The organism is Acetobacter sicerae (genome assembly GCF_011516765.1).
GTDB classification, from domain to species: domain Bacteria; phylum Pseudomonadota; class Alphaproteobacteria; order Acetobacterales; family Acetobacteraceae; genus Acetobacter; species Acetobacter sicerae.
In genome coordinates this window covers 301,249-319,837 of the sequence record NZ_JAAABN010000002.1, presented here as the reverse complement: position 1 = coordinate 319,837, position 18,589 = coordinate 301,249, and the positions used below count along the sequence as shown (strand labels likewise).

At 58.5% G+C, this 18,589-nt stretch carries 19 protein-coding genes and 1 other RNA gene; 11 read left to right on the top strand and 9 right to left on the bottom strand.

The annotated features are described in order from the left end of the window. Window position 1 precedes the first annotated feature (1 nt). Window positions 2-592: an ATP-dependent protease subunit HslV gene (hslV, locus tag GVI59_RS03980; protein WP_173572988.1), complete on the bottom strand. Its 591-nt coding sequence runs from the start codon at window positions 590-592 to the stop codon at window positions 2-4. On the opposite strand from hslV, the gene GVI59_RS03975 reads away from it, so the two are divergent. Continuing rightward, window positions 591-761, top strand: coding sequence for a hypothetical protein (locus tag GVI59_RS03975; RefSeq protein WP_173572987.1), 171 nt, complete (start codon window positions 591-593; stop codon window positions 759-761). The two genes, hslV and GVI59_RS03975, sit on opposite strands and share 2 nt — an antisense overlap. A 209-nt stretch (window positions 762-970) precedes the next feature. Then, window positions 971-1,783: a mechanosensitive ion channel family protein gene (locus GVI59_RS03970; protein ID WP_194299008.1), complete on the top strand. Its 813-nt coding sequence runs from the start codon at window positions 971-973 to the stop codon at window positions 1,781-1,783. A 106-nt stretch (window positions 1,784-1,889) separates the two neighbouring features. Here the strand turns inward: GVI59_RS03970 and GVI59_RS03965 are convergent, their stop codons facing one another. From GVI59_RS03965 to GVI59_RS03955, 3 genes are read right to left on the bottom strand one after another with little or no spacing between them, the layout of a single operon-like run. Next, window positions 1,890-2,387: a CinA family protein gene (locus GVI59_RS03965; protein ID WP_173572986.1), complete on the bottom strand. Its 498-nt coding sequence runs from the start codon at window positions 2,385-2,387 to the stop codon at window positions 1,890-1,892. A gap of 19 nt (window positions 2,388-2,406) precedes the next feature. Then, window positions 2,407-3,402 (bottom strand): tryptophan--tRNA ligase, encoded by a 996-nt coding sequence (trpS, locus tag GVI59_RS03960; protein ID WP_173572985.1) that lies wholly within the window; start codon window positions 3,400-3,402, stop codon window positions 2,407-2,409. A 43-nt stretch (window positions 3,403-3,445) separates the two neighbouring features. Continuing rightward, window positions 3,446-3,928, bottom strand: a complete 483-nt coding sequence (locus GVI59_RS03955; protein WP_173572984.1) for a c-type cytochrome — start codon at window positions 3,926-3,928, stop codon at window positions 3,446-3,448. Between the two features lie 87 nt (window positions 3,929-4,015). On the opposite strand from GVI59_RS03955, the gene GVI59_RS03950 reads away from it, so the two are divergent. Continuing rightward, window positions 4,016-4,282: a hypothetical protein gene (locus GVI59_RS03950; RefSeq protein ID WP_173573065.1), complete on the top strand. Its 267-nt coding sequence runs from the start codon at window positions 4,016-4,018 to the stop codon at window positions 4,280-4,282. 44 nt (window positions 4,283-4,326) lie between these two features. Here GVI59_RS03950 and GVI59_RS03945 read toward each other — a convergent pair whose 3' ends face one another. From GVI59_RS03945 to clpA, 5 genes are all read right to left on the bottom strand, one after another. Next, on the bottom strand, window positions 4,327-4,788 hold the full coding sequence (locus tag GVI59_RS03945; RefSeq protein ID WP_408736602.1) for an FKBP-type peptidyl-prolyl cis-trans isomerase: 462 nt from the start codon (window positions 4,786-4,788) through the stop codon (window positions 4,327-4,329). A gap of 91 nt (window positions 4,789-4,879) precedes the next feature. Further along, entirely contained in the window at window positions 4,880-6,121 is a 1,242-nt protein-coding gene (locus tag GVI59_RS03940; protein ID WP_026200219.1) for an argininosuccinate synthase, read from the bottom strand. A 148-nt stretch (window positions 6,122-6,269) separates the two neighbouring features. After that, window positions 6,270-8,057, bottom strand: coding sequence for a gamma-glutamyltransferase (ggt, locus tag GVI59_RS03935; RefSeq protein WP_408736601.1), 1,788 nt, complete (start codon window positions 8,055-8,057; stop codon window positions 6,270-6,272). Window positions 8,058-8,404: 347 nt separating this feature from the next. Beyond that, complete coding sequence (gene map, locus GVI59_RS03930) at window positions 8,405-9,208, bottom strand: type I methionyl aminopeptidase (RefSeq protein WP_173573062.1); 804 nt, start codon at window positions 9,206-9,208, stop codon at window positions 8,405-8,407. Window positions 9,209-9,308: 100 nt separating this feature from the next. Beyond that, a complete protein-coding gene (gene clpA / locus GVI59_RS03925) occupies window positions 9,309-11,666 on the bottom strand; it encodes an ATP-dependent Clp protease ATP-binding subunit ClpA (RefSeq protein ID WP_173572983.1) in 2,358 nt (785 codons plus the stop codon). A 306-nt stretch (window positions 11,667-11,972) separates the two neighbouring features. On the opposite strand from clpA, the gene ffs reads away from it, so the two are divergent. The 8 genes from ffs (at window position 11,973) to GVI59_RS03885 (ending at window position 18,521) form a co-directional block, all read left to right on the top strand. Further along, an RNA gene (gene ffs / locus GVI59_RS03920) (signal recognition particle sRNA small type) lies at window positions 11,973-12,067 on the top strand. 88 nt (window positions 12,068-12,155) lie between these two features. Next, entirely contained in the window at window positions 12,156-14,165 is a 2,010-nt protein-coding gene (locus tag GVI59_RS03915) for a DNA polymerase III subunit gamma/tau (protein WP_242012926.1), read from the top strand. A gap of 65 nt (window positions 14,166-14,230) precedes the next feature. Further along, complete coding sequence (locus GVI59_RS03910; protein WP_010666243.1) at window positions 14,231-14,554, top strand: YbaB/EbfC family nucleoid-associated protein; 324 nt, start codon at window positions 14,231-14,233, stop codon at window positions 14,552-14,554. 24 nt (window positions 14,555-14,578) lie between these two features. Next, on the top strand, window positions 14,579-15,172 hold the full coding sequence (gene recR / locus GVI59_RS03905) for a recombination mediator RecR (protein WP_173572982.1): 594 nt from the start codon (window positions 14,579-14,581) through the stop codon (window positions 15,170-15,172). A gap of 28 nt (window positions 15,173-15,200) precedes the next feature. After that, on the top strand, window positions 15,201-16,016 hold the full coding sequence (locus GVI59_RS03900; RefSeq protein WP_173572981.1) for an SDR family oxidoreductase: 816 nt from the start codon (window positions 15,201-15,203) through the stop codon (window positions 16,014-16,016). A 4-nt stretch (window positions 16,017-16,020) separates the two neighbouring features. Then, the gene (gene folB, locus GVI59_RS03895) at window positions 16,021-16,419 is read left to right on the top strand and encodes a dihydroneopterin aldolase (protein WP_010666240.1); all 399 of its coding nucleotides are present in this window, start codon (window positions 16,021-16,023) and stop codon (window positions 16,417-16,419) included. An 84-nt stretch (window positions 16,420-16,503) separates the two neighbouring features. Beyond that, window positions 16,504-17,070: a GNAT family N-acetyltransferase gene (locus GVI59_RS03890; RefSeq protein WP_173572980.1), complete on the top strand. Its 567-nt coding sequence runs from the start codon at window positions 16,504-16,506 to the stop codon at window positions 17,068-17,070. Window positions 17,071-17,225: 155 nt separating this feature from the next. Then, window positions 17,226-18,521, top strand: coding sequence for a DEAD/DEAH box helicase (locus tag GVI59_RS03885; protein WP_173572979.1), 1,296 nt, complete (start codon window positions 17,226-17,228; stop codon window positions 18,519-18,521). Window positions 18,522-18,589: the final 68 nt, after the last annotated feature.

Sequence of the window (18,589 nt, the reverse complement as noted above, 5' to 3'; positions counted from 1 at the left end):
GTTACGCCGCCTTCTCATCATCCGAGTGCAGGGTTTCAATCGTAACGGAATGATTGGTGTAGACGCAGATATCTCCTGCGATCTTCATGGCCCGCTGTGCGATATCGCTTGCGGTCAGTCCTTCCATAGGCAGCAGCGCGCGCGCCGCGGACAGGGCGTAATTCCCGCCAGATCCGATGGCGATGATGCCATCCTCGGGCGAAAGCACGTCGCCATTGCCGGTCACCGTGTAGGAACCCTGCCGGTCCGCGACGATCAGCATGGCTTCCAGACGACGCAGATAGCGGTCTGTCCGCCAGTCCTTCGCCAGTTCCACGCAGGCCCGCTCAAGCTGGTTGGGAAAGCGATCCAGTTTGGCTTCAAGTCGCTCCAGAAGCGTGAACGCATCGGCTGTCGCTCCGGCGAAACCGGCGAGAACCTGCTGGTTCGAGCCGATGCGCCGGACCTTGCGGGCGTTGCCCTTGACCACCGTGGAACCGAGGGAAACCTGACCGTCTCCGGCCATGGCGACCTCTCCACCCCGGCGTACGCAGATGATGGTGGTGCCATGCCAGCCGACAGGATCGTGGGGAGAAGACTGATGTGTGTTCATGGCTCAAAGAGATAGTCTTTCCGGAGGCAATCTCAAGGGTAAAAGCTACTCGAAAGATCAGGCGACCGGTGAAAAACCGCTTTCGCACTGGCGACTGAAAGAGCCTTCCGAGGGGAAACCGGAGCGTCCATTTTTGCCGGGACAGGCCGACCGGATCACTCAGAAGTGAGAACTTTCTCCCTTTCCCGAACCTGCGGTTCATACATCCTGCGGATGAAAGAATCCCGGCTCTCTGCGCGCAATGTCCGCGTGCGGCACTGCGGTTTACAGGAATTGATGGCATCCCAGCAGTGTCCTGCGTGCAGGGGCCTGTCATGATCCACTCACATTTAGACGGTAAGCACCAGACAAAGCTCTATCAAACGATTGAGGATACTGATGGAAAAGCAGGTTACTTCGCTCTGGACGCAGATCAACAACTTGATGCCGGTCATACTGGGCTATGTCGGGCAGTTTGTTCTTGCTCTCGTCGTGCTTCTGGTCGGCTGGACCGTCATCAACATGGTGACGCGCGCCATGGGACGGATGATGGCCGCCAGTCATGTCGAGCCGACGCTCCGGGGCTTTCTTCTCAGTGTTGTGGGGCTTCTGCTGAAAGCGCTGCTGCTCATCAGTGTGGCGTCGATGGTCGGCATTGCCACGACTTCGTTTGTCGCCGTGCTCGGCGCTGCTGGACTGGCGGTCGGCATGGCGCTTCAGGGCAGTCTCGCCAATTTTGCGGGTGGCGTTCTGATCCTGCTGTTCCGTCCCTTTGAGGTCGGAGATTCCATCACGGCCGGTGGCAGCTCGGGCACTGTCGTTTCGATTGAAATGTTCCGGACGGTAATGCGGGATGCGAACAACGAATTCATCTATGTGCCCAATGGCGCGCTGTCGAACAATGTCGTGATCAACAGTTCGCAGGCCGAAAGCGTCGTGGCGACAGTCGGCCTGCTGATCGACTACCGCGATGATCTCGACAAGGCGCGTGCGCTTCTGCTCAGCCTGTTGCAGGGCGACGAACAGGTTCTGGCCACACCGGCGCCATCAGTGTCCTTCCTGCCGCAATCGGCGAATATCGCTGTTTCCCTGAGTTTTCATTGCACTCCCGGCAATGCATCGGCCCTGACCGCAAAGTATGCCGAGGCAGCGATCAAGATTCTCAACAGGGAAGGGTATCATCTGGGTATCAGCGCACGAGCCAGTGCGTGAGATTCTGATCAGTCTTCAGTAATAAAGTCAGGCTGTCCGAAAGTCTTTGGATGGCCTGTCTGTCTGGTATGGCAGTCGTCGATGCGCGGTAGGCCAGACAGCAAGATCAGATACTGTCCTGTATCATCTTCAAGGCATGCAGGACGGACTGAGCGCGGACTTCCGTTCTGTCCCCGCCAAATATCTTTTTCTGTGTGATAGGTGGCTTGCCTGCGCGTTGCAGGCCAAACCAGACAAGCCCGACCGGTTTCTCCTCGCTGCCGCCATCCGGCCCGGCCACGCCCGTCAGTGAGACGGCAATGCCAGCGTCCGGCGCGTGCGCAAGAGCGCCTTCAGCCATCGCCTGCGCCACCTGCGCGCTCACCGCGCCCCATTGGGCGAGCATGTCCGCAGACACACCGAGCGCCGCCTGCTTCATCGCATTCGAGTAGGTCACAAACCCACCAGCCACCACGGCAGACGAGCCGGCATGGGCCGTAAGCGCCCCCGCCACCAGACCGCCCGTGCAGCTTTCCGCTGTGATGACCATCAGCCCTGCCGCTTTCAGTTGCTCAAGAACCGTTGCGGACTTTTCAAGCACTTCAGCAGGCAGGATGGCTGTCATGGCTGTGTTCTCCGGATGGTTATTTCAGCAGACCGACAATCCGCTCTACCTCATCCACGATCGGGTTGGCGATGGCCGCCGCCCGTGCGGCTCCAGTGCGCAGCACATGATCGAGGTGCTCGGTATCTTCGAGCAGGCGTGTGGTTTCCTGTGCAATCGGCTCGATGCGGGCGATCATCACGTCCGTCAGCGCCTTCTTGAAAGGACCGAAACCTTCGCCGCCATGCTGGGCGAGAACCTGTTCCGGCGTCAGGTCGCCCAAGGCTGCATACAGACCGACAAGATTGCGGGCTTCGGGCCGGTCCGCCAGTCCTTCGATGGAGGAGGGCAGGGGCTCCGGATCGGTTTTGGCGCGCCGGATCTTGAGGGCGATCGTATCGGCGTCATCGGTCAGGTCGATGCGGCTCTGCACTGACGGATCGGATTTGGACATCTTTTTCGAACCATCACGCAGGCTCATCACACGGGCGGCCTGAGCGGGAACGAAGGGTTCGATTTCCTGAAAGAAATCAACCTCGTAGTCGTGGTTGAACTTTTTAACGATGTCGTTGGCCAGCTCGATATGCTGGCGCTGGTCATCACCTACCGGCACCCTCACGGCCTTGTAGGCCAGAATATCGGCGGCCATCAGGTTGGGATAGACATAGAGACCGGCGGAATGATTTTCCCGATCCTTGCCTGCCTTGTCCTTGAACTGGGTCATCCGGTTGAGCCAGCCGAGGCGTGACACACAGTTGAAGATCCATCCCAGCCGCGTATGGGCGCTGACAGCGGACTGGTTGAACAGGATGTGCTTTTCGGCGTCGATCCCGGAGGCGAGCAGAACGGCGGTCTGCTGACGGGTCTGCGCTATCAGGTCTGCTGGGTTCTGCCAGACTGTCAGGGCGTGAAGATCAACCAGACAGAAGATGCATTCATGATCTGCCTGCAACGCGACCCAGTTCTGAATCGCGCCGAGATAATTGCCGAGGTGAGGAATACCGGTCGGCTGGATGCCGGAAAATACACGTGTCATTCTTGCTGCTCAGATCCCTAGGTCGCGACAGTCTGCCCCTGTCTTACGGCAGAGGATGTTTCAGGTCGAGTTTCGCACGCATTTCTGCAACCTCTCCCGCCGAAATGCGATGCGCGCGGGCTGCGGCGATGTCTTCCCGTCTGATTTCCGGGGCGGGTTTCGTCCCGCCCTGCTGTGAGAGCCATGAAAGAATAGTGGCGGCTTCCTCATCCGAAAGATACCGGAAAAGCGGCATCTCGGCGCGGTAAGGCATCCCTGCGGCCTTGATCGGGCCACTGACCCCGTTCATGAGGACGGAGGCCAGATAGACACGCCCTTCCGGGGTCGCGGCGATGCGGTCGATCCGTCCGCTCAGCGGCGGCACCGAGCCTGCCATGCCTTCGCCGCCATGATGACAGATGCCGCAGTTGGAGCCGTACAGATAACGCGGGCTTTTGTGTCGGGAGCATCCGCCGGGGAGAATGAGGATTGCCAGAAGTAAAACCAACTTTTTTCGTGCAGAGATGTTATGGAAGAACAAACGCATGAGATCTGCCTGAGTATCCGGACTGTTCTGGTCGCAGGTGGCATGCTGCGCCACTCTGGAGCATGGAAGGAATTCTGAGTGAAACCTATGACATCCTGTCGGCACCTTTTTCTCGCGGCTGCCTGTGGACTTCTGGTGTCCGCAGTCTCCCCGGAGACCGTATTCGCCGCAACACGCGAAGAGCAGACGGCGGCCTGTAAAGGGGATGCCCTGAAGTTCTGCGCGCTCTCGATCCCGAATGAAAAGAAGATCGCGGCCTGTCTGCAATCGAAACGGGACAAGCTGAGCCCTGCCTGCAAGGCGATGTTTCCCGAAAAGAAATCAGGGAAAAAGTCCGGCGGAAAAAAGAACTGAGCGCCAGAACGAAAAAGGCCGGGTCAGAGACCCGGCCTTTCTGTTTACTGCTGTCCGCCGTGTTCTACGCCAAGCAGCTGAATCTTGAAGATCAGCGGACTGTTTGACGGGATGATGCCCATCTCACGCTTGCCATAGCCCAGCTTCGCCGGGACATAGAGCATCCAGGTATCACCGACATGCATCATGGGAAGCGCTTCCATCCATCCCTCAACCAGACCGTCCAGCGGCATGCGCATGTAAGCGCCCTGACCGTGCTGGTCGGAACTGTCGAAGATCGATCCGTCAGGCAGGCGGCCTTCATAAATCAGCATCATGCTGTCGCCCTTGTTGGGCGAGGGGCCATCTTTTGGTCCCGAAGCCAGAACCTTGTAGGCCAGTCCGTCGGGAAGAACCTTGACGCCGGGCTGGGAAATCTCCTTCTGCATGATCTGCTCAGGCGTCAGTTCCGGATCCTCATGACTGCATCCCACGATCGGCAGGCAGAGCAGTCCGCCCAGAAGCAGGGTGCGGAGACGGATTGAAGTCAGTGAAGAACGCACAGCTATTCCCTCGAAACTATTGTCAGGATTGTCATTCAGATCGGAGAGACGCGCCTCAGAGCGCGCCCCCACGTCGACCGATCTGACCACCCAGACGCAGGCGCAGGGCATTGAGCTTGATGAAGCCCTGAGCGTCCTGCTGGTTGTAAGCGCCCTCGTCATCCTCAAAGGTGACGACGCGGGTGTCATACAGGCTGTTCGGGCTTTCACGACCCACGCAGATCACGTTGCCCTTGTAGAGTTTCAGGCGCACGCGACCCGTTACGGAATGCTGGGACGTGTCGATCAGAGCCTGCAACATGCGGCGCTCCGGCGAGAACCAGAAGCCGTTATAGATGATCTCGGCGTATTTCGGCATCAGGCTGTCCTTGAGGTGCATGGCCTCGCGGTCGAGCGTGATGGATTCGATGCTGCGGTGAGCCGTCAGAAGGATCGTGCCGCCCGGCGTCTCGTAAATGCCGCGTGACTTCATGCCCACAAAGCGGTTTTCGACAAGGTCGAGACGACCGATGCCGTTGGCCTTGCCGAGTTCGTTCAGCTTGGTCAGCAGCGTTGCCGGAGACATGGCGACGCCATTGATCGCAACCGGGTCACCCGAGACGAAATCGATGGTGATCTCCGTTGCGACATCCGGAGCGGCTTCCGGCGAAATCGTACGCTGGAAGACAATTTCTTCCGGTCCGACAGCGGGATCTTCGAGGATCTTGCCTTCGGAAGAAGAGTGCAGAAGGTTCGCATCCACGGAGAACGGAGCTTCACCGCGCTTGTCGCGGGTCACGGGAATCTGATGCTCTTCCGCGAACGCCAGCAGACGGGTGCGGGACGTCAGATCCCACTCACGCCACGGCGCAATCACGGTGATGTCGGGCTTCAGCGCATAGTAGGCCAGTTCGAAACGGACCTGATCATTGCCTTTGCCGGTCGCGCCATGCGCCACGGCGTCAGCGCCAACCTGTTCGGCGATCTCGATCTGACGCTGGGCGATCAGCGGACGGGCGATGGAAGTGCCGAGAAGATACTGGCCTTCATACAACGCATTCGCCCGGAACATCGGGAACACGAAGTCCTTCACGAAGGTCTCACGCAGATCTTCGACGAAGATTTCCTTCACGCCGAACATTTCGGCTTTCTTGCGAGCCGGTTCCAGCTCTTCACCCTGACCGAGATCAGCCGTGAAGGTCACGACTTCACAGCCGTAAGTGGTCTGTAGCCACCGCAGGATGACTGAAGTATCGAGGCCGCCTGAATAGGCCAGAACGACCTTCTTGATCTGTCGGGTGCCTTCGGCCGGGGCCATGCGCATTCTCTCCGGGGTTCTGCGGTGGTCGGAATGGAAAAGCGGCAAACCCTTGTCCACCGCTCTCTTTGGGGCGTCAGTAGCATCCGCGCCGACGTTGCACTAGTCCCAAGGCGAGGAGGGACGTCTTAATTCGGGACGAATGTTTTTACTCGCCTACCGCAGCGCCGCCCGGATGACGATGGTCTGCGCCGCCGAACAGAAGCGTCTGTCCGTCCCGTGTGGGGGCGAGAACGCCCGTGACGATCCCTTCCGGAATACCCCATGCGGCATGATCGTGGAAAACATACCCCTGTTCATTCAGGGTCTTCGCAACAGCAGCATCGACCGCGCCTTTTTCGACTTCAATGGTCGAGGGTTCCCACTGTTCGTGAAAGCGCGGCAGATCAATGGCCTGCTGGATATTCAGGTGATAGTCGATCACGCCGGTGATGACCGACAGCACGATGGTGGGGATGCGTGAGCCGCCGGGACTGCCGATGACCATGACCGTCTTTCCGTCTTTGGAAACGATGGTCGGAGCCATTGAAGAAAGAGGAGTCTTTCCGGGCTGGATGGCGTTCGCCTGACTGCCGATGATGCCGAACATGTTGGGCTCACCGGGTTTGGTGGAGAAATCGTCCATTTCGTCGTTCAGGAAAAAGCCTGTGCCCGGCGCTATGACCCGCGCTCCAAACCAGCCGTTGAGCGTGTAGGTGGTGGAAACCGCCAGTCCGGAAGAATCCATGACCGAGAACTGTGTGGTTTCGTGTTTTTCCCTGTTCACAGGCGGAACAGGGGCTGTGACTGAAGAGGCGGGGGCGGCAGAACCTGCAGTGAGGGCTTCTGACTTCACCGCTCCGGCATTGGGCAAGGCGTTCCGAATCTGCACGGAATAAGCCGGGTCCAGCAAATGATCGACGGGATTGGAGACGAAGGCCGGATCGCCCAGATCGCGCCGGTCGGAATAGGCGTGACGCATGGCTTCGATCTGCTGACGGAGAGCCGTGGCGCTGTGCAGTCCTTCCGCACCGAGATCATAACCAGACAGGATCATCAGCATTTCGCACAGGGCGATGCCACCACCGCTTGGAGGCGGCGCCGTGTCGATGTGGTAACCGCGATAGGAACAGGTCAGGGGCGGCATGACGCGAGGTCTGTAGCCGCTGAAATCCGCCATCTGCAGAATACCGCCATTGCGTTTGCTGGCGTCAATCACCCGACGGGCTATACTGCCTTTATAAAAAACATCCCCACCATGGCGGGAGATTTCTGAAAGGGAGTTGGCGAGGTCGGTCTGCACAAGGCGATCGCCGGGACGGAAAGACTGACCATCCGGTCGCAGGAAGATCTTGCTGACAACAGGATCAGCACTGAATTCCTTCTCGAAGGGACGAAGCAGGGCGACATCGCCTTCTTCCAGAACAAAGCCTTCCCGCGCCAGACGAATGGCGGGCTCCACGAGTGTGGCGCGGGAAAGGTGTCCCCAGCGCTCCCGCACATATTCGAGGCCCGCCACGGTTCCGGGAACAGCGACAGCTTTCCACCCGGCCGTCGAGAGGGCGGGGATGACCCGTCCGCTGGCGTCCTGAAACATGTCTGGCGTAGAAGCGAGTGGCGCTTTTTCACGGAAATCTATGAAAACAGCCTGTCCCTGTCGTGGCTTCAGAACCATGAAGCCACCACCGCCAATATTACCTGCCGCTGGGTAAACCACGGCGAGCGCATAACCAACGGCGACGGCGGCATCAGCGGCGTTTCCGCCCTGCGCCAGTATCTTGGCGCCGACTTCGGAAGCGAGATGCTGCGCGGAGACCACCATTCCATGACGGGCAGAGACAGGCCTGTCGGACGCCGGTGGCTGCACGGAGGCTGTATAGGCCAGTGGGTCAGGCACACCAGCGGGAAGGGCGGATGTCTGCGCCCAGCCATTGGTGGAGAAACTCAGGCAGGCGATGAGACCTGTTGTGAGTGAGAAGAAAGGCTGTCTGTGTTTCTTCCGTGAGAGGATACGGACTGCGACGGAAGGCAACACGGGCACGATCCTGCTTCAATGAAAAATGAGGAGAGCTCAGAAGACTTTCAGAAGTCTGCTGGAAAACGCTCTTTTAAATCATGAGAGGTTTCTGGTGAAGCTTTTTCAGGCAGGCTTCCGGAAGGCTGCTTCTCTGGAAAGCAGCTTCCGCGCATTATTTATCTGTAGGCGCTTTAGGCGAAAAGCTTCTGGCGGTCTTCGTTTCCAACAAAGATGACCGCCAGAGATTCTTTATGTTTGCCGTGTGTCGTGTGCTCAGGAGGAGCTGATCACGCGCTGTAGGGAGGGCGTGTATAGCCTTTCGGGGAGAGCGTGAAAATCTCATACCCGTTTTCCGTGACGCCCAGCATATGTTCGAACTGCGCTGTCAGGGAACGGTCACGTGTGACCGCTGTCCATCCATCCTCAAGGATTTTCACTTCCGGTTTGCCGATATTGATCATCGGCTCAATGGTGAAGACCATGCCAGCCTTCAGTTCCAGACCCGTTCCGGGTTCGCCGAAGTGAAGAACATTCGGAGCGGCATGGAAGGTGCGGCCGATGCCGTGACCACAGAAATCCTCCACAACGGAATAGCGCTGCTTTTCCGCGACTGTCTGGATCGCGTGGCCAATATCACCCAGTGTTGCGCCCGGACGCACCTGCTCGATGCCGGCCATCATGCTGTCATAGGTGATATCAATCAGCTTTTCGGCCTTTTTGGGAGCTTTGCCCGCGATATACATGCGGCTGGTGTCACCATACCATCCGTCCAGAATACATGTGACATCGATATTCAGGATATCACCGTCCAGCAATTTACGATCACCCGGAATGCCGTGGCACACGACATGGTTGATCGAGATGCAGCTGGATTTTGGATAGCCGCGATAGCCAAGTGTCGCCGGCGTCGCGTTATTCTTGAGAGTGAATTCGTGAATGATGGTGTCGAGTTCGCCTGTCGTCACACCAGGACGCACATACTCGGTGATCATATCCAGCGTTTCTGCAGCCAGTTTTCCTGCAGCGCGCAGGCCCTGAAAATCTGCCTCAGTGTGCAGGATAATACCGTTGCGTGCTGATTTACCCTCCATCATCTCCCTCTTTTTGCCTGTTGTGGGCGGACAATGCCGCTTCTGGCACATCGGTGCAAGGGAAGGTGGCCCTGCTCTTAAAGCAGGGCCACTCTTTTGTTCAGGATGAGAGGCCGTTCGTATCCTGCTTTTCCTCGCCTTCTTCCGGAGCCTCGGCTGCCGGTGAAGACGTGGCGTTCTCGAGATATTCGAACGAAAGCTCGCCGTCCTTGACGGAGATCTTGACCGCTCCGCCTTTTGTCAGACGACCGAAAAGAAGCTCTTCGGACAGGGGTTTCTTGATCGAGTCCTGAATGACGCGACCCAGAGGACGGGCGCCATACAGACGGTCGTAACCCCGCTCCGCCAGCCACTCCTTGGCCGCAGAAGACATCTCGATCGTGACGTTCCGATCCGCCAGCTGTGCTTCCAGCTGAAGCACAAACTTCTCGACCACACGGCCAACCGTTTCCGGCTGGAGATTGCCGAACGGAATGATCGCATCAAGGCGGTTACGGAATTCCGGCGTGAAGAGACGCTTGATCGCTTCCTGATCTTCGCCTTCACGGGTGTCACGCCCGAAACCGATAGCCTCTTTGCTCAGATCAGCCGCGCCCGCATTGGTCGTCATGATGAGAATGACGTTGCGGAAGTCGACAGTCTTGCCGTTATGGTCGGTCAGCTGTCCATGATCCATAACCTGCAGCAGCACGTTATAGAGGTCCGGATGGGCCTTCTCGATTTCATCCAGAAGCAGCACGGCATGCGGATGCTGATCCACAGCGTCCGTCAGCAGGCCACCCTGATCGAAGCCGACATAGCCCGGAGGCGCGCCAAGCAGTCGGGAAACGGAGTGGCGCTCCATGTATTCGGACATGTCGAACCGGATCAGCTCGATGCCGAGGGTGCTGGCCAGCTGGCGAGCGACTTCGGTCTTGCCGACACCGGTAGGACCAGAGAACAGATAGTTGCCGATCGGCTTCTCGGGTTCACGCAGGCCGGCACGAGCCAGCTTGATGGCGTCCGACAGTGTCTGAATGGCCTTGTCCTGACCGAACACCATGTTCTTCAGGTCACGTTCCAGAGCCCGCAGAACTTCCTTGTCGTCAGCCGACACGGTCTTGGCGGGGATACGGGCGATCTTGGCGATCGTGTCTTCCACATCCTTGAGCGTGATGGTCTTCCGACGCTTGCTTTCAGGCAGGAGCATCCGTGAAGCACCGGCCTCGTCAATGATGTCGATGGCTTTGTCCGGCAGCTTCCGGTCATGGATATATTTGACCGACAGCTCCACGGCCGCACGGATCGCATCATCCGTGTAGCGGACCTTGTGGTGCTTCTCGTAGTTCGTCTTCAGGCCACGAAGGATCTTCACGGCGTCATCGAGATTCGGTTCCTCGACGTCGATCTTCTGGAATCGACGGACAAGGGCGCGATCTTTCTCGAAGTGCTGACGGAATTCCTTGTAGGTCGTCGAACCGATGCAGCGCAGTGTTCCGGCAGCCAGTGCGGGCTTCAGCAGGTTGGACGCATCCATGGCGCCACCCGAAGTCGCACCGGCACCAATGACAGTGTGGATTTCATCAATGAACAGGATGCCGCCCGGATTCTGCTCAAGGTCGTTCACCACAGCCTTCAGGCGTTCCTCAAAGTCGCCACGGTAGCGCGTGCCTGCCAGCAGGGTGCCCATGTCGAGCGAGTAGATGGTGGCGTTCAGCAGAACTTCCGGCACATCGCCTTCAACGATTCGTTTGGCCAGACCTTCGGCAATGGCCGTCTTGCCGACGCCCGGATCACCCACATAAAGCGGATTATTCTTCGTGCGGCGGCAGAGAATCTGGATGGTGCGCTCTACTTCCGAGTCACGCCCGATCAGGGAATCGATCTTTCCCTCGGCGGCCTTTTTGTTCAGGTCGACGCAGTAAGTGGCCAGAGCCTCGCCGGTCTTGGAGGCGGAACCCCGTCCTTTTTCCTCACTGCCGGTCTCGTCTTTTTCGGCCGAGCCTGTAGGCGCTCCGTTCGAGCTCCGTCGTACGGAGCGATCCGGAGCCTTGGCGATTCCGTGCGAGATGAAGTTTACGGCGTCGAGACGCGTCATGTCCTGCAGTTGCAGGAAGTAGACAGCATGGCTCTCGCGTTCGGCGAAGAGGGCGACCAGCACATTGGCGCCCGTGACTTCGTCGCGGCCCGTGGACTGCACATGAATGGCGGCACGCTGAATGACGCGCTGAAACGCTGCGGTCGGCTTCGGCTCCGTAGTGCGCTCGGCAGTCAGACCTGCCAGATCCTTGTCGAGAAACTCGGTCAGATCTCCCCGGAGTTTATCCAGATCAACGCCGCAGGCCCGGAAGACGGTTACCGCGTCCGGGTCATCAATCAGAGCGATCAGAAGATGCTCAAGCGTTGCGTATTCATGATGCCGCTCACCCGCCAGCGTCAGTGCCCGGTGCAACGTCTGTTCGAGATTGCGTGACAGCATGATCAAGACACTCCTTTCGCCGTCTGGCGTATAAGGCCACGCCGCCTGAACGTGACCCTGTCACCATATTTGGGCTGTTCCGAAAGAAATGCCAGCCATAAGACGGGCCGCTGCGGAAAAAATTTCATGACCCTGTCACTTGCCTGAGAGAAAATCCGAGGAAAACGCCGATCTCCTGATCCTGAAACAGGGAGGTTTAAAAGCTGTTAGGAAAGGGAAAGCGCGAAGCGATGAGGATGGATGCAATAAAAATTTGTGTCCGGATGGCTTTGCGCCTGGCAGGGCCGTGTGCTATTCAACTTGACGGGAGATCTGTGACGGACGGGCGCCTTGCCAACCCGGTCAGATCCGGAAGGAAGCAGCCGCAGTAAGTTTTGCTCGGGTTGTTGCAGGTCTCTCACCTTCCTTTGAACAGGAAACAGATCCGCCAGAGAGGCTGTCAAGCCCGGCTGCAAGCCTGCGCGGGCTGAAAGCGGATTGGCTGGAACCATGCCTGACAGTGATAGAGAGGCGGACGACGATCTGCCATTGCCGCCGAGTGAGGGGATGGGACTCTTTTTCGGCGAAGCACCGGTAGAAGCGTCAGGCCCGGCCGGTGCCGGTCAGACGGACGCTGTCGCCATTCAGTCGCCGGAAGCTCCCGAAAAACCTTCTCAGGAAGAAGCCGCGAAACCTGCTGCTGCCTATCGGGTTCTGGCGCGCAAATATCGTCCGGCAACCCTCGACCAGCTCATCGGTCAGGACGCTCTTGTCCGCACGCTCAGAAACGCTTTTGCGGTCGGTCGCGTCGCACACGCTTTCATGCTTACCGGCGTTCGCGGGGTGGGCAAGACCACCACAGCCCGAATCATTGCCCGTGGCCTCAACTGTATCGGTCCTGATGGCAAGGGTGGCCCGACGGCGGACCCCTGCGGCGTGTGTCCGAACTGTGTGGCCATTCTGGCTGACCGCCACCCCGACGTGCTGGAAATGGATGCCGCTTCCCGCACCGGTGTCGATGATGTCCGTGAGATTATCGAGGCCTGTCATTTCCGCCCGATTCAGGGGCGCATGAAAGTCTTCATCATCGATGAAGTGCACATGCTGTCGCGCAACGCCTTCAATGCGCTGCTGAAAACGCTGGAAGAGCCGCCGCCACAGGTAACATTCATCTTTGCCACGACCGAACTGCGGAAAGTGCCGATCACGGTGCTATCCCGTTGCCAGCGATTCGATCTTCGCCGGGTTTCCCAGTCAGAACTGCTCTCCTTTTTTACAGGGATCGTCGAAAAGGAGCATGTTTCCGCCGAACAGGAGGCGCTGAAACTCATTGCCCGCGCGGCTGACGGTTCGGTGCGTGATGGACTGTCCCTGCTGGATCAGGCGATCGCGCAGGGGGCTGGCACGCTGGGGGCGAGCGACGGCAGCGTCACGGAAGCCGGTGTCGCTGCGATGCTTGGCCTGTCCGACCGTGCGGCGATTTTCGATCTGTTCGACTGTCTGATGCGCGGCGATGTGACGGAGGCGATCCGGCTTTCCGACAGCATGTATGATCGAGGCAATGATCCAGGGCTGATGCTCCGTGATCTGGCCGAACTGACTCACACGGTCACGCGTCTGAAAACCGTCCGGGGGCTGGAAGACACGCTCGAACTGCCGGAAATGGAACGGACGAGAGGGGCTGCCTTCGCCAGTTCCCTGTCGCTCTCCACACTGTCGCGTCTCTGGCAGATGCTTCTGAAAGGGATTTCGGAAGTCGATGATGCGCCGCTACGTCGTGAGGCAGCGGAGATGGTGCTGATCCGCCTTTGTCATGCCGCAACGATGCCGCCGCCGGAAGAGTTGCTGAAAAAACTGCGTTCCGGCAAAGCCGCACAGGTAGCCGCTCCCATAAACCGGGTGGCGGATGACGGGCGGGATGCGCCCCACGCCATGATGCCGCCGGATGATGGAAGCAGGCGTCAGAGAGTCGCCAATGAGCGGTGGGGTGATGTTGGGGAGGGATCATCCGAACCGATCCCTTTGGCCAGAGCAGCCGCGCCGTCAGGTCCGCGGCCTCCTCGTAGCTGGCGTGAACTGGTGGCCTTCGTGAAGGACAGCCGCGAGGCGACCCTGCACGGCCATCTGTGCCATTCCACCCATCTGGTGACGTTTGCTCCGCCTCTGGTTGAGGTGCGGGTGGATAATCCGGCTCCTCCGGACCTTGTGAAGCGGCTGCAGGAAATGCTCCGTGCAAACTTTGGAAACGAGTGGGTGGTGCGCGCGGCAGAGGCGCAGGGCGAGCCGACACTGGCTGAGCAGAGCGCCGAGATCATCCAGCTTCATAACCGTCGTTCATCGAATCACCCGCTGGTGCAGGCGATTCTCGGTGTGTTTCCGGATGCTGAACTCGGCGATGTGCGGGACCACACTCTCGACGACCATTACGGGTTGCCTCCCGAAGATTTCGAGGCGCTGGACGCTGGGCCGCTGGCAATAGGGCTTGACCCGGAACTGGACGCCCCCGAAGAACAGGACTGACAGTTTGATGCTGGTCGGACCACGCCTGTGGTCGTCAGCCATCGTGTATGCAGGGATGATTGAACATGAAAAATCTTGCCGGACTGATGAAGCAGGCTTCGCAGATGCAGTCGAAGATGGAAGAGATGCAGGCCAGCCTCGAGAAAATCGAGATTCAGGGCAGCGCCGGTGCGGGCATGGTGACCGTGACGCTCAGCGGAAAGGGTGATCTGAAAGCGATCACGATCGACCCGAAGCTGGCTGACCCGACCGAGATGGAAATGTTGCAGGACCTGATCGTCGCAGCCTGTGCGGATGCCAAGGCGCGTCTCGACAAGACGGCTTCTGAAGAAATGCAGAAGGTTACGGGTGGTCTGAACCTGCCGCCGGGACTGAAGCTGCCGTTCTGAGCTACGGCAGTCCGGTCTTAACGGATGGCTGTTGCCGATATTGATCACCTCATCGGTCTGATCGCCCGCCTGCCGGGGCTTGGTCCCCGATCGGCGCGACGGGTGGCGCTGGCGTTGTTGCGTGATCCGCAGCGCCGGATGCTTCCGCTGGCGCGTGCGATGGAAAGCGCTGCAACGTCGGTGAAGACCTGCTCGGTGTGCGGGAACCTCGACGTGACCGATCCCTGCCGGATTTGCAGCGATCCCGACCGTCCGCATGATATTGTGTGTGTCGTCGAAACCGTCAGCGATCTGTGGGCGTTGGAGAGAGCCGGCGCCCATCGTGGTGTCTATCAGGTTCTTGGCGGTGTGCTGTCGGCTCTCAAGGGCATTGGTCCCGAAGACCTGAACGTCGGTTCCCTGTTCGAGCGGCTGCGAGAGGGTTCCATAAGGGAAGTCATTCTGGCTCTTGGCTCGACCGTGGAGGGGGCGACAACCATGTACTGGTTGCAGGAAAAGATCGCTCCCTATGACGTGGTGGTCAGCCGTGTGGCGCAGGGCGTTCCGATGGGTGGCGCGCTGGATGTGCTGGACGATGGCACGCTGGCGGCGGCGGTGAGCGCCAGACGACTGATATAAAAACGCAGACAGAGTGATGAGAGACGGTATGACCGCTGAAGCCTCCCTCGCCGGAACATTGATTGCCCCGGACATTCCCCGCATTGCGTTCATTACTGGCGGCGCTCAACGGCTGGGTCGCGCCATGGCGCTGGCGTTGGCGGGGGCGGGTTTTTCTCTGGCGGTGCATTATCGGTCTGGCGAGGATGACGCGCACTCCCTGAAACGGGAAGTCGAAGCCATGGGGCGGCAATGCTGCCTGCTGCGTGCCGATCTTGCCGAAGAAAAGGAAGTCACGGGTCTCATCGCGAAAGCCGTCGCCGAACTGGGTGGAACTGTCGGTGTTCTGGTCAACAACGCCTCCACTTTCGACAGGGATGAGTGGAACACGGTCACCCGCGCAAGCTGGGACGCGCATATGGAGCCCAATCTGCGGGCGCCTTATGTGCTGACGCAGGAGTTTGCGAAGCAGCTTCCTGCCGATAGGGAAGGGATGGTGCTCAACATGCTCGACGAGCGTGTGTGGTCCCTGACCCCGCATTTTGTCAGCTACACCGTTTCCAAATCGGCGCTCTGGACGTTGACCCGGACAATGGCGCTGGCGCTGGCTCCAAAGAAAATCCGGGTCAACGCCATCGGTCCGGGGCCTGCGCTGCCGAGCACGCGTCAGACGCAGGAACAGTTTCAGGCGCAATGTGAGTCTGTGCCGCTTGGGCGAGGAACGTCGCCGGAAGAAGTGTCACGCGCCCTGCTGGCGTTTCTGATGCTGCCGTCCGTAACGGGACAGATGCTGGCGCTGGATGGGGCGCAGCATCTTCAGTGGTATTACTCACCTTCGGTCTCCACCCATGTGATGGAAGAGTAGCGCAATGACAATTCTGGCACCCTGGCCTGCTGATCTGGCTGTAAGGCGGCTCTTTCTTAAGGATATGATTGTTGACGCCTATATCGGCGTTTTTCCACATGAGCAGGGTGTGACGCAGCGCGTTCGCATCAATGTCTCGTTTGGTGTGGATGACAGTCGTGACCTGACGGAAGGCGTGGATGATCTCAGTCGGACAGTTTCTTACGAGACGGCCGTTCTGACGATCCGTCGTCTGGCGACGGAGACCCATACGCAGCTTGTGGAGACACTGGCTGAACGTATCGCCATTGAGGTGATGAAGGACCGTCGGGTGCGGGTGGTTCGGATCAGCGTTGAAAAACTCGATATCTTTTCTGACCTTGATTCAGTTGGGGTTGAGATCGAACGCTGGGCGACGGAGTAGGGACGCTTTTCTTGAAACGGTGTGATCTTGTTGAAAGGCGAATGTGAATAATCATGTGACGCTTTCTGGTGCTGGTGGAAGTGCATGATTATTTCAGCGGAAAGATTGAACTTACGTCCCTGGAATGATGCGGATCGCATATCTTTTGTCGATATGTCGGTAGATCCGGAGGTTATGGAGTTCATGATGCCGCTCAAACGGGAAGCGGCATCAGGCGCATGGATTGATGACCAGATTGCTCATCAGAAAGCGCATGGTTTCTGTTTGTGGGCTGTTGAGCGCAAGGAAGATTTACGTTTTATTGGAACGGTCGGACTGCGCAGGATTGGTTATGAGGCGGATTTTACACCTGCGGTCGAAATAGGATGGCGTATCGCGCGTCCTTTCTGGGGAAACGGGTACGCGCCTGAAGCGGCCACTGCCGCCATACAGTTTGGCTTCAAGATACTCAAACTTCCTGAAATCATTGCCATCACTGTTCCCCACAATCTCAAGTCACGCCGTGTCATGGAAAAGCTGGGCATGCAGCGTGATGAGGATGGTGATTTTGATCATCCTCTCGTCAAGAAAGGACATCCCCTGCGTCGCCATGTTCTTTATCGGTTGCGACGATCTGAATGGAACAGAAAAAGAGAAGTAAGCGACGTTTGAAATTGCGAACGATCATTCACGCATTGAGGGGGGATTCAGCATTCGCTTCGCCTTTACATTGACGCGGTGCCGCATCGCCCGTAAAAGCCCGCTTTCTGACTTAGCGAAGCCCGATTAGGCGCAACCTTACTGAGCGCCGGAGGCGCCGCTTGACCATGTCCATGACTTTTGAAGATCTCGCCCTCTCTCCGGCTCTGCTGCGCGCTCTGGGTGAAGAAGGCTATGTCAAGCCGACCCCTATTCAGGCCCAGTCCATTCCCCTGCTCCTTGAAGGCCGCGATCTGCTGGGCATGGCGCAGACCGGGACAGGCAAGACGGCGTCCTTCGTGCTGCCTCTGCTTCATCGGCTTGCCGAGACGCCTCGTCCGGCACCCAAGGGGGGCGCCCGCGTTCTGGTTCTCGCACCGACCCGTGAACTGGTTTCCCAGATTGCCGATGGTTTCGAGAGCTTTGGGCGTCATCTGGATTTTCGGGTCACAACGATTTTTGGCGGCGTCAGCCAGTTCCATCAGGTCAATGCGCTCAAGGAAGGCGTGGACGTCATCGTGGCCGCACCGGGACGGTTGCTGGATCTGATCGAGCAGGGGCTTTGCGACCTGTCTCAGCTTGAGGCGATCGTGCTGGATGAAGCTGACCAGATGCTGGATATGGGCTTCGCCAAACCGATCGAACGCATTGTCGCGACGCTACCGAAAGATCGACATACGGTGCTGTTCTCGGCAACGATGCCGAAATCCATCGCCGCTCTGGTGGACAGTCTTCTGAGCGACCCGGCGAAGGTCGAGATTGCTCCCCCTTCAACGACTGTCGATCGGATTGAGCAGTCGGTCATGTTCATGGATGCTGCGGACAAGAAAACAGCTCTTCTGGCGCAATTGCAGCAGACACCTGATATCGGGCAGGCGGTTGTTTTCACCCTGCAGAAAAACATCGCAAACGAAGTCTGCGCGTTCCTCACTGAAGCGGGTATTACTGCTGAGGCGCTGCACGGCAACAAGTCGCAGGGTCAGCGGGAGCGGGCTCTGGAAGCGTTCCGCGCCGGTGATGTACAGGTGCTTGTCGCAACGGACATCGCGGCACGCGGTATCGACGTTGATACAGTCACGCATGTTTTCAACCATGATCTGCCGAGCCTGCCGGAAAGCTATGTTCATCGCATAGGCCGGACTGGCCGCGCCGGACGCAGTGGCTACGCCATCACGCTGTGTGATGCCGAGCAGCGTGCCTGGCTGCATAACGTGGAGCGGGAAATCGGTCGTGCCCTGACTGTGCATGCTGACCACGAATGGCATTCGGACGAGGCGCAGAACTCAACCATGCGTCCTCCCGTGCTTGGCGGTGGACCCGTCAAGCAGGTCAAGCCGCAGAAAGTGCGTGAGCGCAAGATCTGGACCGAGGAAGAGAAGCAGGCCGCACGGGAAGCCGCCAGAGCGGGTAAGGAGCGGGTCTGACAAATAGGACAGGACTGCGGATAATCGCTTTCCTGATCTACAATAAATAGAAAAAAGATGAAGAAGTG

What these genes read in the sequence shown, in the direction of transcription:
- GVI59_RS03975 (WP_173572987.1), top strand. Translation starts at nt 591, where the DNA reads ATGGCTCAAAGAGATAGTCTTTCCGGAGGCAATCTCAAGGGTAAAAGC.
- hslV (WP_173572988.1), bottom strand. Translation starts at nt 592, where the DNA reads ATGAACACACATCAGTCTTCTCCCCACGATCCTGTCGGCTGGCATGGC.
- GVI59_RS03970 (WP_194299008.1), top strand. Translation starts at nt 971, where the DNA reads ATGGAAAAGCAGGTTACTTCGCTCTGGACGCAGATCAACAACTTGATG.
- GVI59_RS03965 (WP_173572986.1), bottom strand. Translation starts at nt 2,387, where the DNA reads ATGACAGCCATCCTGCCTGCTGAAGTGCTTGAAAAGTCCGCAACGGTT.
- trpS (WP_173572985.1), bottom strand. Translation starts at nt 3,402, where the DNA reads ATGACACGTGTATTTTCCGGCATCCAGCCGACCGGTATTCCTCACCTC.
- GVI59_RS03955 (WP_173572984.1), bottom strand. Translation starts at nt 3,928, where the DNA reads ATGCGTTTGTTCTTCCATAACATCTCTGCACGAAAAAAGTTGGTTTTA.
- GVI59_RS03950 (WP_173573065.1), top strand. Translation starts at nt 4,016, where the DNA reads ATGACATCCTGTCGGCACCTTTTTCTCGCGGCTGCCTGTGGACTTCTG.
- GVI59_RS03940 (WP_026200219.1), bottom strand. Translation starts at nt 6,121, where the DNA reads ATGGCCCCGGCCGAAGGCACCCGACAGATCAAGAAGGTCGTTCTGGCC.
- map (WP_173573062.1), bottom strand. Translation starts at nt 9,208, where the DNA reads ATGGAGGGTAAATCAGCACGCAACGGTATTATCCTGCACACTGAGGCA.
- clpA (WP_173572983.1), bottom strand. Translation starts at nt 11,666, where the DNA reads ATGCTGTCACGCAATCTCGAACAGACGTTGCACCGGGCACTGACGCTG.
- GVI59_RS03915 (WP_242012926.1), top strand. Translation starts at nt 12,156, where the DNA reads ATGCCTGACAGTGATAGAGAGGCGGACGACGATCTGCCATTGCCGCCG.
- GVI59_RS03910 (WP_010666243.1), top strand. Translation starts at nt 14,231, where the DNA reads ATGAAAAATCTTGCCGGACTGATGAAGCAGGCTTCGCAGATGCAGTCG.
- recR (WP_173572982.1), top strand. Translation starts at nt 14,579, where the DNA reads ATGGCTGTTGCCGATATTGATCACCTCATCGGTCTGATCGCCCGCCTG.
- GVI59_RS03900 (WP_173572981.1), top strand. Translation starts at nt 15,201, where the DNA reads ATGACCGCTGAAGCCTCCCTCGCCGGAACATTGATTGCCCCGGACATT.
- folB (WP_010666240.1), top strand. Translation starts at nt 16,021, where the DNA reads ATGACAATTCTGGCACCCTGGCCTGCTGATCTGGCTGTAAGGCGGCTC.
- GVI59_RS03890 (WP_173572980.1), top strand. Translation starts at nt 16,504, where the DNA reads ATGATTATTTCAGCGGAAAGATTGAACTTACGTCCCTGGAATGATGCG.
- GVI59_RS03885 (WP_173572979.1), top strand. Translation starts at nt 17,226, where the DNA reads ATGTCCATGACTTTTGAAGATCTCGCCCTCTCTCCGGCTCTGCTGCGC.